At 36.6% G+C, this 18,205-nt stretch carries 11 protein-coding genes and 1 tRNA gene; 9 read left to right on the top strand and 3 right to left on the bottom strand.

The window, feature by feature from the left end:
- Positions 1–173: 173 nt before the first annotated feature.
- Complete coding sequence (locus EKL96_RS03300; RefSeq protein WP_199739566.1) at positions 174–941, top strand: transposase; 768 nt, start codon at positions 174–176, stop codon at positions 939–941.
- Between the two features lie 250 nt (positions 942–1,191).
- Here the strand turns inward: EKL96_RS03300 and EKL96_RS03295 are convergent.
- Positions 1,192–1,271: transfer RNA gene (locus EKL96_RS03295), tRNA-Leu, on the bottom strand.
- A gap of 290 nt (positions 1,272–1,561) precedes the next feature.
- Here EKL96_RS03295 and EKL96_RS03290 point away from each other — a divergent pair.
- The 7 genes from EKL96_RS03290 (at position 1,562) to bioB (ending at position 9,294) form a co-directional block, all read left to right on the top strand.
- Complete coding sequence (locus EKL96_RS03290) at positions 1,562–2,503, top strand: ribose-phosphate pyrophosphokinase (RefSeq protein WP_126458151.1); 942 nt, start codon at positions 1,562–1,564, stop codon at positions 2,501–2,503.
- Positions 2,504–2,608: 105 nt separating this feature from the next.
- Entirely contained in the window at positions 2,609–3,220 is a 612-nt protein-coding gene (locus EKL96_RS03285; RefSeq protein WP_126452005.1) for a 50S ribosomal protein L25/general stress protein Ctc, read from the top strand.
- Positions 3,221–3,503: 283 nt separating this feature from the next.
- Complete coding sequence (gene pth / locus EKL96_RS03280) at positions 3,504–4,178, top strand: aminoacyl-tRNA hydrolase (RefSeq protein ID WP_126458148.1); 675 nt, start codon at positions 3,504–3,506, stop codon at positions 4,176–4,178.
- 141 nt (positions 4,179–4,319) lie between these two features.
- Positions 4,320–6,359: a M43 family zinc metalloprotease gene (locus EKL96_RS03275; RefSeq protein WP_158615214.1), complete on the top strand. Its 2,040-nt coding sequence runs from the start codon at positions 4,320–4,322 to the stop codon at positions 6,357–6,359.
- A 101-nt stretch (positions 6,360–6,460) separates the two neighbouring features.
- Positions 6,461–7,390, top strand: coding sequence for a bifunctional riboflavin kinase/FAD synthetase (locus tag EKL96_RS03270; protein WP_126458142.1), 930 nt, complete (start codon positions 6,461–6,463; stop codon positions 7,388–7,390).
- A 94-nt stretch (positions 7,391–7,484) separates the two neighbouring features.
- A complete protein-coding gene (locus tag EKL96_RS03265) occupies positions 7,485–7,940 on the top strand; it encodes a hypothetical protein (RefSeq protein WP_126458139.1) in 456 nt (151 codons plus the stop codon).
- A gap of 268 nt (positions 7,941–8,208) precedes the next feature.
- Entirely contained in the window at positions 8,209–9,294 is a 1,086-nt protein-coding gene (gene bioB, locus EKL96_RS03260; protein WP_126458136.1) for a biotin synthase BioB, read from the top strand.
- A 67-nt stretch (positions 9,295–9,361) separates the two neighbouring features.
- Here bioB and EKL96_RS03255 read toward each other — a convergent pair whose 3' ends face one another.
- The gene (locus EKL96_RS03255; RefSeq protein ID WP_126458133.1) at positions 9,362–13,261 is read right to left on the bottom strand and encodes a T9SS sorting signal type C domain-containing protein; all 3,900 of its coding nucleotides are present in this window, start codon (positions 13,259–13,261) and stop codon (positions 9,362–9,364) included.
- A 580-nt stretch (positions 13,262–13,841) separates the two neighbouring features.
- Positions 13,842–17,171, bottom strand: coding sequence for a T9SS sorting signal type C domain-containing protein (locus EKL96_RS03250; RefSeq protein ID WP_126458130.1), 3,330 nt, complete (start codon positions 17,169–17,171; stop codon positions 13,842–13,844).
- 393 nt (positions 17,172–17,564) lie between these two features.
- Here EKL96_RS03250 and EKL96_RS03245 point away from each other — a divergent pair, with 393 nt between their 5' ends.
- Positions 17,565–18,062, top strand: coding sequence for a regulatory protein RecX (locus EKL96_RS03245; RefSeq protein WP_126458127.1), 498 nt, complete (start codon positions 17,565–17,567; stop codon positions 18,060–18,062).
- Positions 18,063–18,205: the final 143 nt, after the last annotated feature.

Below are 18,205 nucleotides of genomic sequence, written 5' to 3'. Positions count from 1 at the left end.
CAGTATATTTATAGTGTATCTAACGCACATTTAAATATATGATTAATCAGCCTAAAGCCCTAAAATTAATAAAAATCTACTCAATAATCTGCGACAGATTTGAAAAAGATTTAAAATATACTTGCTAACGTTTTAGCAACAACGATAAGCAAGATTTAACAGACCAAGAAATTATGACCATTTATCTATTCGCAGTTCAAGAAAAACAACGCTTTAGCATCAAACAGATTCACAAATATGCTTGTGATTATTTGATTGATTGGTTTCCAAAACTCGGTTCATATACTGCTTTTTCTAATCGGCTTAACCAATTGTCGGAAGCTTTTAGACGTTTTACATCTTCGTTGTTTGAAGATTTTATACCCTCTGACTGTTTTGCTGATCAAAGTTTACTAGATTCAATGCCAATAATCACTTGTTCTGGAAAGCGTAATGCAAAAGTAGCTAAAGAACTGACCGACAAAGGATATTGCTCTACTAAAAGCTTGTATTATTATGGTGTGAAATTACACGCATTGGCTTTTAGACGCTTAGATAAAATCCCTTTTCCTGAGGAAATTCAAATAACTCCTGCCTCAGTAAATGATTTAACTGTATTCAAAGAAGCTTGGTCTGAGAAAACTAACAGGAATTTTTTTGGAGATAAAATATACAATAATCTAGATTTTTTTACTGAATTAGAGCAAAAGAAAAATTCGATTATGATGACTCCAATCAAACGAATTAAAGGGCAATGTCAAGAAATCAAAAATAGAGATAAAGCTGCAAATGATTTGTTTTCGACAGCAGTATCAAGAGTTAGACAACCTATAGAAGCATTTTTTAGTTGGCTAATTCAAAGAACAGATATTCAAAGAGCTAGTAAAGTGAGGTCTGCCAAAGGACGGTTGATTCATATCTTCGGCAAAATCGCTTCCGCTTTTATAAACTTAACATTTTAACCCTTGATTCGCATTATAATAAACTTTCTAACAACTATATGAGAACAAAGGAAGCAACACTAACAAAATTAGTGCAGTCCGCAATTAAAGTAGGAAAGGAAGCGAAAAACTTGGAATAAAATAAAAAGGAGACGCCACCAATCAATATGAATAACCCTATGCTAAAAAGAGTATTTTTAAAATGGCCGGGCAACTACAATAAAAAAGCCCGTAAAGTATTGACAAACAATACCATTACAGACTTTTTAAGTACCCGGAGCCGGAGTCGAACCGGCACGGTTTCCCACAGGTGTTTGAGACCAGCGCGTCTACCAATTCCGCCATCCGGGCTTAGCTAGACATGAAATAACAACAGTTATTTCAACGCAATAAAAGAGGTGGTTGTGTTTAAATCAACCATCAATTCCTTTAACACGATGCAAATGTAAAAAATAATATTAAATGTTCAACTAAAAATACTTAATTTTTTCCTTTCAGAGTTGAATAAATTTTATAAATTTGCACCTCGTTAAAAACACAACACACAACTAACTACACCCGAGGCAAATACAAACATACGGCTTTATACAAATGACAAAGCCAACAGTATGGAGCGCAGCGGAATAAAAACAACAAATTAAATGTCACACCTAGAACCAGAAGCTAAAATTTTTGCGTGTTCACAAAGTGTCTATCTGGCTGAAAAAATAGCAGAGCAATACGGAATCCCTTTAGGGAAAATCACCATGTCAAAATACAGCGACGGTGAATTTCAGCCTTCTTATGAAGAGTCTATCAGAGGATTACGGGTTTTTATCGTTTGTTCTACTTTTCCAACGGCAGATAATTTGATGGAAATGTTACTGATGATTGATGCTGCAAAACGGGCTTCGGCACGACACATAACAGCAGTAATTCCTTACTTTGGTTGGGCAAGACAAGATAGAAAAGATAAGCCAAGAGTTCCGATAGGAGCTAAATTAGTGGCTAATTTACTTGATGCTGCAGGCGCAACAAGAGTAATGACCATGGATTTGCACGCAGATCAAATTCAAGGATTCTTTGAAAAACCGGTAGATCACCTTTTTGCATCGACAATATTCTTGCCGTACGTAAAAAGTTTAGGTTTAGACAATCTGACTATCGCTTCTCCAGACATGGGAGGTTCAAAAAGAGCCTATGCGTATTCTAAATTCTTAGAATCGGATGTGGTGATTTGTTACAAACAAAGAAAAGAAGCCAATATTATTGACACCATGGAATTGATTGGTGAAGTTAAAGGTAAAAATGTAATCTTAGTAGATGACATGATTGATACCGGAGGCACTTTGGCGAAAGCCGCAGATTTAATGATCGAAAAAGGAGCACTGAGCGTACGAGCAATTTGTACACACGCGATTTTATCCGGGGATGCTTACGAAAAAATAGAGAATTCTAAATTATTAGAATTAATCGTCACCGATTCTATTCCGTTAAAGAAAGAATCAAAAAAAATAAGAGTGTTGAGTTGTGCGCCTCTTTTTGCTGAAGTTATGCACATGGTGCACCACAACAATTCCATAAGTGGAAAATTTATAATGTAATACATTAGTCGTAAAGTCTAATGTCTTAAAGTTATAAAGTCTTGCTGATAGCCAAAAGCTAAAAGCCAAACAAGTAATATTATTTAATAACTATATTTTTTTACAATGAAATCGATTACAATTAAAGGATCAGAAAGAGAAAGCGTGGGTAAAGTTGCGACTAAAGCCCTACGTAATGCTGGATTGGTTCCTTGCGTATTATACGGAGGAAATCAGGCAGTTCATTTCTCAGCAGAAGTTATGGCTTTCAAAAACTTGGTTTACACCCCAAACGCTCACACAGTTGAGATCAATCTAGGTGAAGGAAAATCATTTAATGCTATTTTACAAGACATTCAGGTTCACCCGGTGTCTGACAAGATCTTACACATTGACTTCTTTCAATTATTTGATGACAAAGAAATCACTATGGAAGTTCCTGTAAAAATCATTGGTAACTCTAAAGGAGTTATGGCCGGTGGAGATTTACGTTTGAACACTCGTAAACTAAAAGTAAAAGCTTTACCAAAAAATCTTCCTGATTTTATTGAAGCTGACATTACTGCCTTAGACATGGGTAACAAATTGTACGTTACTAAAGTAGCTTCTCCGGACTACAAAATCATGCACCCGGACAACACTGTAATTTGTCAAGTGAAAATCTCTCGTGCCGCTATGAAAGCAGCTCAAGAGGCAGCAAAAGCAGCAAAAGCTCCCGTAAAAGGAAAGAAAAAATAATATTTTTTCAATCATTCAAGAAAGCATCAGTTCTACAACTGGTGCTTTTTTTTGCTTTTTATTTTCTCATTTAGAGCAACGAGAAACCTCATTATCCTATTTTAAATTATGAGGAGCACCACTACCCATTTTCACAATAACGCTCCTCCTGCTGTCCGTTGTATCCACGCCAAAAAGCGCGGGATGCCACTCCCATCAGGGCTATCCAGAACTATTTTGTTCCCAATACCGATTTTCTAAAAATCTAATAGTACACTATTCTAATTAAGTCTATTTTTGCAGTATGATAAAATGGATTTCAAATTTATTCTCACCGACAAAAACTGAGAATAATACAGATTGTAGGAAATCAGAGGCTCTCGAACACCAAAAAAATAATATAGAAAACGTGAGTAATAAATTTTTAATAATAGGACTCGGCAACATTGGCGCCGAGTATGTAAACACTCGCCACAACATTGGTTTTAAAATCGTGGATTTCCTCGCCCGGAAAGAAAGCGTTACTTTCGAAACCGTAAAACTGGGTACACTGGCCCAATACAAATTCAAAGGAAGAACTTTTTTGTTACTCAAACCCAACACATATATGAATTTGAGCGGAAAAGCCGTGCAATACTGGATGGGAAAAGAGAATATTCCACTTGAAAATATTCTGGTGATCACCGATGATTTGAATCTATCTTTTGGAGCCATTCGCATCCGACAAAAAGGAAGCGATGGCGGACACAACGGACTCAAAAACATCAATCTGGTATTGAATACGCAAAATTACGCCCGATTCCGTTTTGGGATCAGTGACGAATTCAAAAAAGGAAAACAAGTTGACTATGTCCTTGGCGACTGGGATGATACTGAAAAAACAGCGCTTACGGAACGACTGGAATTAGCCTCCGAAATCATAAAATCCTTTGGAACTTCCGGACTGGAAATTACCATGACCACATTTAACGGGAAATAAAAAAAGGAATATGCTTCCTTTGTACGCCTCTGTTTTTTTTAATTTGTATTAGATAAAAATAATAATTAATTTTAATGCATGTTTTTAATACACACTAAAAATCAACACATTGAATTACCCTTTTCTAAACACATCCATAATATGAAAAAAATTATTTTTTTTATTACACTGTGCTTTTTTTTTTCAATCAATCCTACGTTTGCACAAGTAAATAACACCCCTTCAAAAGCGCTTCTTTTTGGCAAAAATAAAATCATTCCGGAAGGTTCTGTAATTCGATGTGCCACGACAGAATATGAAGAATACCTAAAATCCAAAAATCCAAACAGAATATCTACTGCTGAATTTGAACAATGGATAACACCAAAGATTGAACTCGAAAAAAATAAAAAAAAGAATGCTGCACAAGAATTCAAAACAAATGCAGTCATCACCATACCGGTTGTCGTTCATGTAATTCATAATGGCGACCTTTTAGGCAGTGATGAAAATATTTTTGATGAACAAGTAATTTCTCAAATTCAAGTACTCAACGAAGATTTCAGAAAAAAAGCTAACACTCCAGGATTCAACAGCAATCCTGTAGGAGCTGATGTAGAAATAGAATTCGCACTGGCTAAACGAGATCCATCGGGCATTTTATCAAACGGGATAAACCATGTAAACTTAGGGCGAGAAAGCTGGTCTACTGTCGATATTGATGGCTCTCTAAAACCCCAAACACAATGGAATCCTGAAAAATACCTTAATATTTGGGTAGTCAAATTTACCAAAACCGATCTTTTGGGATACGCACAATTTCCTAGTGCTTCCGGACTTCCGGGAATAAAATCAGATGAAGGCTTCGCTAACACTGACGGTGTCGTGATTGGTTATTCTGTTTTTGGTTCATCCAGTTATTTTACCGGAGGAAACTACACTACTCCTTATGACAAAGGGAGAACAACCTCCCATGAGGTAGGACACTGGCTTGGGCTGCGCCACATCTGGGGAGACGGAGGCTGTGATGTAGACGATTTTTGTGAAGATACGCCTAATGCAGGACAAGAAAACACGGGCTGCCCATCAAATACTGATTCCTGTCCCGCATCCCCAGGCTTGGATATGGTTGAAAACTACATGGACTATACGGATGATGCGTGTATGAACATCTTTACAGCAGATCAAAAAGCACGAATGATTACTGTAATGAACAATTCCGTAAGGCGGGCTTCTTTGAAAACTTCGGATGCACTTACCCCGGGGATCATCTTTGCCAATGATGCTTCAACAATGGTTATAAACTTAAACATTCCTCCTTGCGGCACTAGCTTTATTCCTGTTATTAGAATCGTGAATAAAGGCAGCGCAACATTGACTCAAGCCTCAATCCGTTATGGAATTGATAATAACAACCTGCAAACCTATAATTGGACTGGAAGCCTGGCAAATAACGAATCCCAAAATATTACTTTAAATAGTTTGACTACTACTGGAGGCAATCATGATTTCAGCAGTACAATAACTAGTACCAATAGGATAAAGGATGAAAACAGCGCCAACAACAGCGATACTATAAATTTTGACATCACAAAAAATTACGCCAGCAATACAGTATTTTTCTCCTTACAGCGAGACTATTTTGGTTCAGAAACCACCTGGAATCTTACAAATTCAGCCGGAACCGTGTTATACAAAGGAGGCCCTTATACAGATCTTCCAGAAACCGGGCCGCTTCCTGATCCAATCAAGGCAACCTTCGATCTCGCAGGCAATGATTGTTACACTTTTACTATATTTGATACTCAAAATGACGGCATCTGTTGTGATTTCGGAAATGGCTCTTACACTGTATCAACCCCTACGAATGAAATTATTGCTACCGGAGGAGCCTTTGGGGGAACCCAATCTAAAAGTTTTAGAATTGGATCATTATCTACCGTCGATATAGAAAAATTAAATTCGGTTTACCTCTACCCAAATCCCACCTCTAACATCCTGAACGTAGTTAGTGAGAACAAACTCAATACTCCGGAGGTTTACACTATTATCAATACTTTAGGTCAGATCCTAAAATCAAAAAAAATAGAATCAGCGGAGGATCTTCAGATAAACGTCTCCCATTTATCGCAAGGTATTTATTTTTTAAAATTATCGAAAAATCAATCTGAAACGACTACTATTCCGTTTATTAAAAAATAAATTAAAGTCTATAATACATTAAAAAAGCATTGAACTTTTCAATCCTTTTTTAATTATATCAATTGTATACCTTAAATTTGCACCATTATAAAACACTTGCTTTGAAGATTTTTCATTCTATAAACGATTTCGTTTCCCAAAAAAAAACAATTCTAACGTTGGGTACCTTTGATGGTGTCCATATTGGGCACAAAAAAATCCTGAATAAACTGACCCAAAATACGGAAAACGAGAATTACGAAAGTCTGGTACTTACTTTTTTTCCGCATCCCCGAATGGTTTTACAGGAACATTCTGATCTAAAATTACTCAACACTATCACTGAGAAAATTGATTTGTTGGAAAAAATTGGTATCGAAAACCTTGTCATCCATCCTTTTGACGAAACTTTTTCAAGATTGACTGCCGAAGAATTTGTAAGTACTATTCTCGTAGATCGTTTTCACATCCACAAGATAATAATAGGACACGACCATCGATTTGGACGAAACCGAACAGCTGATATTGATGATCTTATCGCCTTTGGAAAAGAGTATAATTTTGAAGTAGAACAAATATCCGTTCAGGAAATCAATGCCATTTCCGTGAGTTCCACTAAAATCAGAAAGGCCTTATTAGAAGGTGATATGGCGCTGGCTAATGAATATTTAGGCTATGATTATTCACTCACTGGGAAAATCATTCAAGGAAAACAGCTGGGAAGGACTATCGGTTTTCCAACGGCTAACTTAAAAATTGAAGAAAACTACAAACTGATTCCACAAAATGGAGTGTACATTGTACAAAGTAGTATCAATCAAAAAACGGTTTTCGGGATGATGAACATTGGGTTCAATCCTACTGTTGATGGACAAAATCAGTCGATAGAAATTCATTACTTTGATTTCGATGCTGATTTATACAATCAAGATATTAGTGTCTCGATACTTCAAAGAATTCGTTCCGAACAAAAATTCGAATCAGTTGACGTACTAAAAGAACAACTTGAAAAAGACAAAAAAACAGCACTTGCCTATTGGAATAAATATTGATTTTTTCATAAAACATTACTATTTTTTCTGTAAATTTGAAAATAGGATGCTTTTTATAAGAAATGTATCATTTTTAAATTTTAAAACTAACTGTATGAAACTACCTAAAGAATTAGTAAACGGATTCATTATTTTCATAGGAATTGGTCTTTATTTCTTAATAATGGAACTTTTAGGCCTGGCAGATATTTATTTGTTGCGTTTATTTAACGTGTTGTTTGTCTTTTACGGCGCCCATAGAACACTAAAGGCTAATTTTTCCGAAAACAAAACAATATTAGTTTCTAATGCGGTTTCAGCATTATTAACGGCGCTTACAGGAATATTTTTGAGCATTATTGGCTTAATTATTTACAGTTATTCCAAAGGTGGTGATGCTTATGTGGGATCACTATCCAAAACCTTTTTATTTGGCGGGGATCCGTCGGTGATGACGTATTCCATTTCTTTGTTTTTTGAAGGGATAGTATCCGCTGTAGTTGTCACCTTTATGCTTATGTTGTATTGGGACCCCCGCTATGCATCAGACAAACACGGAGCTGAATCATAACCTATATTTTAAATTAATCCTTCCTCTAATACCGTCGCAAAGCACAATTAATATTGGTCTTTGCAACGGTATTATTAAATTCTAAAATCCGCTGTATCAATAAACCGTTGTATCTACAGTACTACACCCAGAATTTATGGAATATAAAAACACCGGTATACATCTGCTTAATTTGGCTATTAAAATTTTCAGAACCGGCTTTTCAATGGTATTACATTGGTTCTTTAGAACAATTTAACTACTTTTGAGCCATCAAAAAATAGTATCAATGAGCATTACAAAACACAATTGGACCAAAGACGAAATTATCGCAATATATAACAAACCTATGATGGACTTGCTGTATGAAGCAGCTTCTATTCATAGAGAACACCATGATCCTAACGTGGTTCAAGTTTCTACCCTTTTATCCATAAAAACTGGCGGATGCCCTGAAGACTGCGGTTATTGTCCGCAAGCAGCGCGTTACCATACTGAAATTGAAGGCAATGATTTAATGTCAGTAAGTCAGGTAAAAGCACAAGCTTTGCGTGCAAAATCAAGCGGATCATCCCGTGTATGCATGGGCGCAGCTTGGAGAAATGTAAAAGATGGTCCTGAATTTGACCAGGTACTGGAAATGGTCCGTACCATAAACAAACTGGATATGGAAGTGTGTTGTACCCTTGGAATGATCACTGAAAACCAAGCACATCGACTGGCAGAAGCTGGTTTATATGCTTACAACCATAATTTAGACACCTCTGAAGAATATTATAAAGAAGTAATTTCGACCCGCGGATTTGAAGACCGTTTGCAAACTATAGAAAATGTTCGTAAAACAAATGTCACTGTTTGTAGCGGCGGAATAATTGGAATGGGAGAAAGTATTGAAGACCGAGCTGGAATGCTTGTCGCACTTTCTACCTTAAACCCACAACCGGAGTCAGTGCCTATAAACGCCTTGGTTGCTGTGGAAGGAACGCCAATGGAAGAAGAAAAACCAGTTGAAATATGGGAAATGATCCGAATGGTAGCCACAACCCGAATCATCATGCCAGAAACCCAAGTCCGCCTTTCTGCGGGAAGAATGAACATGAGTCGTGAAGGTCAAGCCATGTGCTTTTTTGCTGGTGCCAATTCCATTTTTGCTGGAGATAAGTTATTGACCACTCCAAATCCTGACGTAAATGAAGACATGAAAATGTTTGAAATGTTAGGTTTAAATCCACAAAAACCCTTTACAAAAGTTTCTCAGCCTCAAACCGTTGAAGCTGTAGATTCTCAATTTGCTCCCTTGGGTGAAAAACCAAAATGGTCACGACCAGGACATACCATCGAGAAGAACCTTGAAGCATCTGGCAAAGGGAAATAATCTTCGTTTTTGAATAAAGACTCAAAACCATCTTGCAGGAGCAAGATGGTTTTTTTAGACTTCTATTTTAGTACACTATTTTCTTGGTAACAACCCTTCCATGCTGCAAAACTATTTTTACCAACACAACTTGATGACCAACAAGTAAATTCAGAACTGAGAAATCATTGTTGTCGATTTCGTTTTTTTGATAAATTGTACTTCCTGTTAAATTGTATACAACAACCTGCTCTATGAATTCTTTGGTTGATTTTATTTGCAACTCTTTGTTTTTAGTCGATACAAAAACAGATTCATCTTCTTTTATAAATTCATCCGAAATTAGGGTTTTATTTGTATATCGCAAAACGAAACGATCGTCAAATATTCCCACAGCAGTAGTGAAAGCATAGCTTTTGTTTGTTATATCAACAAGATTATTATTTAATTTATCCTCAATAAAAACATTTTTATTGACTAACACTCCATCTGTCTGATCTATTTTAATGATAAAAGTTCCTGCTACTTTACTGCTAAAACCTAATTTTATTTCATCCGTCTCTTCAAACGGTAATGCACGCCCCTGAATTACTAAATTCTTATCTTGACTCCTACTATAAAAGTCTAAATATTGATTTCCTTCAAAACTCTCACCGTCAAAAGAACGGTCAAAATCATTTGTCGCTCCCGTTGCATATCCTATTAAGATTTGTTTGAAAGCACCTTCATTATTACTCAAATTTAACCAAATTCGGTCTTTTTCTATAGCCTCAGATTTTGATTTATTAATGGCACTTGATTTAAAAAAACTAGCGTTTTGACCAATCACACGCATACTGTTATTAAAAATAGCTGTCCCACCACCATTGATACTCGTCATAAAAAAAGATTGTCCTGAAGCTATTTTCCCGTCTGGCTTAGTATTATTAACGCCTGAATTAGTTGCAGCACTCGTACCAACGCCTCCCAATAAGTTATACACCGCATAATCATCTGAAGTATATACGTTCTTATTAATAGCCGTATTGTGTGTCCAGAGATAAATAGTTCCATCCATAGTTTCTTTGTTTGCAATTATAAACAAATCTGCGTTAATCGCTGAAGGATACGGATTGCCAATCAAATTTGACGTACCTGTGGCCGCAATTGGCACTGACACCAACCCATTATTGGGAACTCCCGCAAAAATAGCTTCATAATTTGCTGCACTCGTTTCTGAAAAAGTTTTCGGACCACGAATAATATATCCTTTACCAACTGACATTACGTTTGTTGAAATCTCATTAGCCCATGAATTCCTTGAAGCATCAAAGGAATAAAACTTATCCCAATGCGTATCAGGAGAAACATCAATCAGTTTTTGATTTAAAACAGGCGAAGACCAATAGGTATAATCTGTGAGGAGAATGGGCGTTGTTTTTCTTTTTAATTGAATCACTCCGGAATTACTGACCTGATCTTCAGATTGATACAATGCAGCATTGTTTTCTAAAATTAATGTGCCAGAACCAGAATAATCGAAAACCAAACCTAACGTATTTCCTGCCGGAATTGTAACCGTGTTCCCTGCACTAATGAAACAAGAACAGGAGTTTACTGTTGTAAATGAGGGGTGATTTCCCTGAAAAAGCAGTGTCTTTTCAGCAGATGGTATTCCATTATTCCAGGAACTCCCATTCCAAACGGAGCTATTGGAACAGAGTTTAATTCGGGCTATTCGATGTTTAGTTACACCTGAAACCGAATTGAAGTTTCCTCCAATAAGCACTTTATTATTGGGAGTAAAACAAATACTAAACAACGTATTATTCAAATTTACCGAAAATGTCGTGTCAACATCTCCCGTTGCTAGCAACCGAACCATTCGCCTCACAGCTGTCCCGTTGTATGTACCGGAGAACGTTCCGCCAATTAATAAGCGATCATCGGGCTGGACTAAAACTGCCCTAATTTCTCCATTACTAAATCCCAATCCCGTTGCAAAAGTGATATCTAAACTCCCATCACTGTTCAATCGCAACACTCTTTTTGCGGAAACGCCTTTATATGTTGTAAATGTCCCACCAACAATCAGTTTATTATCTGATTGTAGTGCTATTGCATACACATTTTTGTCAAAACCAGTTCCTATAGAAAATCCAGGATCTATGCTTCCATCCGCATTCAGGCGAACCATCCGATTATACGAAATCCCATTAAAAAAAGAAAACTGGCCGCCTAAAACAATTTTTCCATCGGGTAGCAATAAAATATTTTCTACGATAGCATCAGTTCCAGAACCGGTATTAAAACTGGAGTCTAAAGTTCCATCGGGTAATAATCGAGCGATTCTATTCTTCAAAACCCCATTGTAACTTGTGAAATTTCCACCGACAATTATTTTTCCATCAGGTTGTACCGCCAAAGCATACACCTGATTGTTAAATCCGGTTCCAATAGAGAAAACCGCATCAATGTCTCCATTTGCCAGAACCCTGGCAATCCTGTTCCTTACGACACCATTATAATATGTAAAAACACCTGCAATAACAACTTTGCCATCCGGTTGTACAATAGCGGTTTTTATAGAATTATTGGCTCCAGCACCAGAATTATTAAAAGAAACATCAATTGCTCCGTCTTCTGATAACCTTGCAATTCGGTTGCACATCGTTCCGTTGAATTTGGTGAAATTTCCAAAAACCATCGTTTTATTATCTGATAACGCATTTACTTTTAAAACAGAATTATCAAAACCAACTCCAGCAGTAAGATATCCAATGTCTAAAGCGCCAAAAGCATCAATTCGCGCCAAACGTCCTTGATTTTGGGAATCAAAAATAGAAAACGACCCACTAACGTACCAAGAACCATCAGATGCAGTAGCTAAATCAAGAACGGATGCCGAAAACGGGCCTGCCCCAATATCAAAGGCAGGATTAATAACTCCATTTGCTTCCAGTAAAACTAATCTATTAACAGCTGTTCCATTATAAGTCCCCGTAAAAGATCCCCCAACCAAAACACCTCCAGCCGGATTTAGTTTCACAACCGCTACAACACCCCCACTAAACCCTGAGCCAGTGCTAAAAGTAGCGTCAAGCGAGCCATCACTATTCAAACGAATTATTCTACTGGTTTTAACACCATTGAAATTTAAAAAAACACCCCCTACTAAAATTTTCCCATCCGCTTGTGTCGCTAGTGCTGACACATCATCATCAAAACCGGCTCCTTGAACAAAAGTAGCGTCAACAGTCCCATTGCTATTCAATCGAATTATTCTGCCGCAAGCAGTTCCATTAAAGGAAGTAAAAGATCCTCCCAAAATTATTTTACCATCAGCTTGAATTTTGATTTCTTCAACAAGGGAGCCAGCGCCACTACCTATTGCAAAGCCTGTGTCAATATTTCCATTAGGCAAAATTCGAGCTACCCTAGGTGCGGGAACTCCGTTGTAACCGGTAAAACTGCCACAAATTACAATACTACCATCTGATTGCAAATCGCATGAATATATTATATTATTGGTAGTCCCAGCAGAAGAGTTAAAAGTTACATCTCTAGTTCCATCAGCATTTAAACGGATTAGTTTTGCAACATTTACACCGTTAAAGGTTACAAAAGAACCGCCTAAAATAATCTTCCCATCCGGTTGTATTAAGGAACAATATACTTTGCCTTCGATGCCTGAACCTAAATTGAACGAAAGATCTTTGGAACCGTCCGGCAGTAACCTACACAAATATGGAGTTGAAGCCCCATTAAAATTTAAAAAATCACCTCCAACAATTAGTTTCCCATCCGTTTGCAAAGCAACAGTTCTTATGGTTCCATCAAAACCGTCGCCTTGCAAACCGTCATCATACGTGTTGAATGCAACATCTGACTTTCCTTGTTGTGAAAAAGCTACATTAATAAAAAGGAAGAAGAAAAAAATAGTAAAGTGTCGTATTTTGATGTCTAAAATTGAATTTCCGGCGTTTGCTTGAGCTCTCCGAAAATTCATGACTGTACTAAAAGATTACGTGCCATATGGGTTGTTTTAAATTGTTGCTTTTTTTGTTGAAATTCATTTGATAAAGAAATATCAGCGATAACTTTATAAAAGTAAATACAATCTTTTGCAATCACAATACCCACATTTAGTGATATTTAAACTAAAAATAACACACTGAATTAGGCTCTTGTTTTTTTCATATGCTTGTCGGTATTCCTCTGTTTTTTTTAAAAATGGACACAGACCCCACAGCTTAGCACCGATTTTCAATATAATGATGCAATCAATTTTTGGAAATTTATGTCAAAAAAAACATTCGGTATTCATTCGGACTAGTACAACCCGTTGGGTACAATCATTAAAAACGTCAGTTCGCATATTTTTTTGTGTAGCAAAACGAAACAAAACTTCTCGATACGCTTCGCATTTGAAGTGACGTGTATCGAGAACCGTTTTTAAAATTAATTGGTAGTTTTGTCCAAAAACAAGAGCAAATCAACATACAAATAGCTTCAAAAAACTATTTAAACAAAAAAAGCCCGTTTTGTTTACACAAAATGGGCTTGGAATGTATTGTTGTATGATGCTTTTAATACACCGTTTTTGTTGTAACTGTCTCACCATTTTGCAACACTGTTTTTACAATTAGAACTTGTTCACTTGATCCTAAATTTGGGATTACTAATTCAGTGTTATCAACATTTGTTTTTTTATAAATTTGCTTGCCCAGCACATCATAAATAAAAACTTTATCAATAGTTTCTACTGATGAGTTGATTTTTATCTGCTTGTTTTTTACAGATACTAAAACCTGCATCGCGGCAGTATCAAAATCGCCAACTCCTAATGTCCTGTCCGTATAACGCAATACAAAACGATCATTAAAGGTTCCTTTTTCAGTGCTAAAAGTATAAACTGCTTTTTTTAGATCATAAATACTATTGTTACTTTTATCTTCAAGGTAAACATTCTGAGAACTAAAAATCCCATCGACCTCATCAATACCAATTGAAAAACTACCTTGAATTACAGAACTATATCCCAATGGCACAATATCGTTTTCATCAAAGGGCAAAGCCCTTCCTTGTATGGTTAATTTCTTATCTTCGTTGATACTATAAAAATCAACAAACTGATTTCCATTATTGTTTACACCATCAAAGGCATTGTCATAACCATTAGTAGCACCATCCAGATACCCAACCAGCATTTGCTTGAAAGCACCTTTATCATTTGTTAAATTGAGCCAAACACGGTTTTTCTCGACTGCATTCGTGTTTTTTGAGCTTTGGGTAGTTTTAAAAAACTGCTCATTATCTCCCGTGATAGTGCCTACACCCACTCTCATACTATTTTTGAATATTGCTTTCCCCGTCATTAGACCAGTTGCAAAGAAACCTTGTCCTGAGGCAATCTTACCCGATGGTTTATTAGCCTCTTTCTCTATACCTGATTCTGTATTCCCCTTTACTATTGCAGTTCCAACACCTCCCGAAAGATTATAAGAAGCATAATCATCCGAAATATAAACTAATTGCCCCGAGCTTCCGCTACTAGCATCAGTTGCTGCACGAATCTCAGTATTGTGAGTCCAGAAATAAAGAGTCCCCTGCAATACTGAACTATTTGCTCTTAAGAACGATTCAGCATCTAGTGCCGAAGGATACGGATTCCCAATTAAATTTGAAGTTCCAGCACTTGCTATATCAATCTCAAATTGCCCGTTATGCGGAACACCTTCAAAAGGTACTTGAATTACATCAGATGTCGGATTTGGTGCAGGAAAAAATTCAGGTCCACGAATAATATATCCTTTTCCTCTGCCCATTATATTTGCTGAGTTTTCCGGTACCCAGCTGTTTGTTGCTGCGTTAAAGGACCAAAACCTGTTTGGGTTTGTATTTGGAGATACCTTAATTAGGGGCTGAAAAGCAACGGGCGACGACCAGTAGGTATAATCTGATTTCCTAATTACCCCTGATTTACGTTTATAAACGATGTTTCCTGTATTTATATCAGGATCCTCATTTATTTGGACCAAGCTAGAGTTGTCTTCGAATATCAAACTGGTACCCAGAGCTGTATTTACTTTTACAGCATTCGTTATTTTGAGAGTATGACCGGATTGTACATTCACTTGAACTCCAGCGTTTACAGTGCAATCGCAGCCTTCTAGGTTTCCAATGGAGGTATAATTACCTGAAAAAACGATGCTTTGTTCAATAGTTGGCGGACCATTTGTCCAAGTCCCATTGAATGAAGCTACCAATGGCAATGGCTTGATTACAACATTAGAGCTCACTGAGGACGTACACGTTCCATTTGAAACTGCAAATGTATAGGTTGTTCCTGCTACCAAACCTCCAACAGTTGTAATTTCTCCCGTTCCCGTTAACCCTGTCAAGCCTGCTGTATTTGGAGTTGCAATAATGGTTCGAGATCCAGTTGCTGGCAAACCGCTTAATGAAACACTTCCAGTTGCTAGTGCACAAGTAGGTTGCGTTATGGCTCCCACAACAGGTATCCCAAGTGCTGAAAATGTGGATGAAAACCGCACACGTGACTGCCCTAAATTTTCATAATATTCTAGCACAAAATTAGTAGCCCCGCTAAGGTAAACCGTAGAGGTTGTTTCTTGGTACGAATGATCGCTCCAGTTATTTATAACATACGTTAGACCTCCGTCTAAACTTAAACGATACCCATCATCACCACCTACTGTAAATGTATAGCATCCTGCCGGTAAGTTTCTATTCATTTTAAATCGTACCGCAAAATTATCAGTAAAACTACCACATACATTAGGCCCTGAAAGCGCTCCGTCAACTAAATTTAAATCAAAATTCTCAGTTTGCGTAACATACCCCCTATAGGTAGTTGTAAAAGCATTACTAGGTGGACTTCCATTTGTGTTAGCATAAACATAACCTAACCAGGAATTATTACCATAAGATATTTGATCTCCTGCAGGTGTACTTACCGTAAAACTACTAAGACTCGTCCCCGTCCCACCAGAAGTAGTTACAGTTATAAATCCAGTTGTGGCTGTAGCTGGTAATTGAGCCGTTATTTGTGTATTGCTATTTACTGTAAATGATGCCGGAATCCCATTAAAATTTACTGCCGTTGTTCCTGTAAAATTTCTTCCTGTAATAATTACTGAAACTCCAGATGCAGCGCAAGCATTGCTTGGTGTAAAACTAGTTATGATAGGATTTGGTGTCCATGTATAGGTTAAACCATTAAGCGGCAGTTCTCCTGAACCACTACCTGTTCTACAACTAGCGGTATTATTAACACCTACTGTAGATGTAGGCCAGTTATTAGTTACTAATCTATTATTAAAATCAGTATTATTTAATCCACGTAATCCAACTTGAGCAGTCAGACTACCTGCGTAAGTTGTAGCACAACCACCATAAATTACTTGAATTGTATTTGATGATTCATTCAATCTAATCTGAAAATTGAAGTCACCATTTCTAGCCGTTCTACCCTCATATCGACGCACGTTGGTCCATTGCAATACAAAAACTCTATTGGGTGCACTTCCTATTGAACTATAAACTATCGCAGAATTAGCACTAAACAGATCCATTCCCAAAGCACTAATTGCACCCTCAAAACCAGTATTTGAAGATATAGGAGTATAACTTGTAGCGGAAGAAAGTGTGGTGCCGAAGGTGATATACCCGTTAGAGTTAACAGAACACGTAGTATAATTAATTCCATTAAAATTGAATGAGAATCCAATTGGGATAGTATTATCGCTTACAAAATCGTCCCAAGGACTAATCAACACACCATTTAAAGCTGCATAGGTACCACTAGCTTGCGAAAAAGAGTAATTTACTACTTGACCATAACCTAAACCAAAACTAAAAAAGAATGCAATTAATAAAAGTAATTTTTTATTCATGTTATGATATTTATTTAAGCATCTTACAGCTAAATCTCTAATTCTTTTAAATACAAAAAATAAGTAAAATCAACTATTCTGGTAATATCGTTCCGTATTTTAAATAAAACCTAATTTAATCGACCAAGCGCAAAATATTCTGTTGAAATACATGTTTTAACTATTAAAAATCTTCTACCATTTCTCTTAAAAAATCATTCACACCATCTTAACTGGCTTTATAACAGTCGCTTTGTTTCAAACCCTAAGCCTTTTTCCTAGCTAAAACAACAAAAAATAAATTCCTGTTTCCCGTCCTGCGACACTTTAAATTTAATATCTTATTTTTGAAATTCTCAATAAGGATTCTTGAACCTATTTAAACCATAAAGAACAAGTACAAAAGCAAAAAAAATGAATCCCATATATACCCTAAAAACAGCCATTCCTAAAATTGAACACTACTGTGCTTATCAGGAACGCTGTCACGAAGAAGTAATACAAAAGCTGTGGAGCATGAAAATGGACTCTGATGAAATCGATACGATTGTAGTGCATCTGATCAGTAGTAATTTCCTGAATGAAAGTCGTTTTGCCTGCAGTTTCGCCAGAGGAAAACACCGCATCAAGTTTTGGGGCAAAATCAGAATTATCAATGAATTAAAATTCCGAAAAATCACACAATACAATATCAATCTGGCACTCAAAGAAATTACGCATGAGGAATATACCGCAACCTTTGACGGCATTTCCCAAAAACAATGGGAGGCCATTCGGGAAGCAAACCGGTTGAAAAAACGAAAAAAATTTTGTGATTATTTGCTCCGAAAAGGCTACGAAAGTAATTTAGTCTACGAAAAAGCAAAAGAACTGGAAAGTTGGAACACGGATGACACGGATAAAACCGATTAACGTTGATTTTTTTTGTTTGCAAAAGAAAAAGCTACTCCAAAACAATTCATTTTAGCCCAAGATTCAGTTCTAAGTCACATTGAAAAAAAACCAAAACCGACAATGGAATTATTTGATTTCATTCAAATGGTATTCCACACAAA

It is taken from the genome of Flavobacterium sp. LS1R10 (genome assembly GCF_003968825.1).
Taxonomy (GTDB): Bacteria; Bacteroidota; Bacteroidia; order Flavobacteriales; family Flavobacteriaceae; genus Flavobacterium.
The sequence above is the reverse complement of the archived record's forward strand: the minus strand, read 5'-3'. Positions and strand labels throughout refer to the sequence as shown.